Origin of the sequence: Nitrobacter winogradskyi (genome assembly GCF_006539545.1) — a bacterium.
GTDB lineage: Bacteria > Pseudomonadota > Alphaproteobacteria > Rhizobiales > Xanthobacteraceae > Nitrobacter > Nitrobacter winogradskyi_A.
This window is the reverse complement of the sequence record NZ_BJNF01000160.1, coordinates 1-847: the sequence shown is the minus strand read 5'-3', so window position 1 is coordinate 847 and position 847 is coordinate 1. Positions and strand designations below refer to the sequence as shown.

Annotated in this window: 1 protein-coding gene; it reads left to right on the top strand. The window is 58.4% G+C overall.

Annotated features, from left to right (window positions below; all coding sequences use genetic code 11):
- Positions 1 to 73 precede the first annotated feature (73 nt).
- Positions 74 to 828, top strand: a protein-coding gene (locus NWI01_RS18620; RefSeq protein ID WP_141385423.1) for an IS5 family transposase whose coding sequence is annotated in 2 segments (ribosomal slippage) — positions 74 to 407 and positions 407 to 828 — 756 coding nt in all. Because the reading frame shifts where the segments join, the coding sequence is not laid out codon by codon here.
- Positions 829 to 847 lie beyond the last annotated feature (19 nt).

Sequence of the window (847 nt, the reverse complement as noted above, 5' to 3'; positions counted from 1 at the left end):
CTCAGGACCCATTAAATCTCTTGCGGATTGGAAGCACGATTGATTCAATAAGCGACGCAGGAGAGCCGTCGCGATGGCTGATATGTTTTTGCTTTCGGAGGCGCAGATGCGCCGGATTGAGAGGTATTTTCCGTTATCGCACGGGATCGCGAGAGTCGATGACCGGCGGGTGATAAGCGGGATCATCTTCGTCATCAGGAATGGACTGCGCTGGCGCGATGCGCCGCGCGAATATGGCCCGCACAAGACGATCTACAACCGGTTCGTGCGCTGGAGCCGCCTTGGTGTGTTCAACAAAATCTTCGCCGAACTGGCGCGCAAGGCCGGCAAGCCGTCGCGGCTGATGATCGATGCCACGCATTTAAAGGCGCATCGTACCGCCGCGAGCCTTTTAAAAAAGGGCCTGTTCCCCGACGTATCGGGCGCACCAAAGGCGGCCTGAACTCGAAGCTGCACGCCGTATGCGATGGTCAGGGGCGACCATTGATCATGCTGCTCAGCGAAGGCCAGATGAGCGACTACAAGGGCGCGGCTTTGATGCTGCCAGCCATGCCGAAGGCCAGCAAACTGCTCGGCGACAAGGGGTATGATGCCGACTGGTTCCGAAAAGCTCTCGCCGAACGCGGGATCACAGCCTGCATCCCGTCGAAGTCCAACCGCAAGACGCCGATCGAACATGACCGCGAACTCTATCGCCAGCGGCACAAGATCGAGAACATGTTCGGCAGGCTCAAGGACTGGCGGCGCATCCACACCCGCTACGACCGATGCGCCCACACCTTCATGTCTGCCATCTGCATCGCAGCAATCGTCATCTTCTGGCTCTGATCAATGAGTCCTGAGCCTA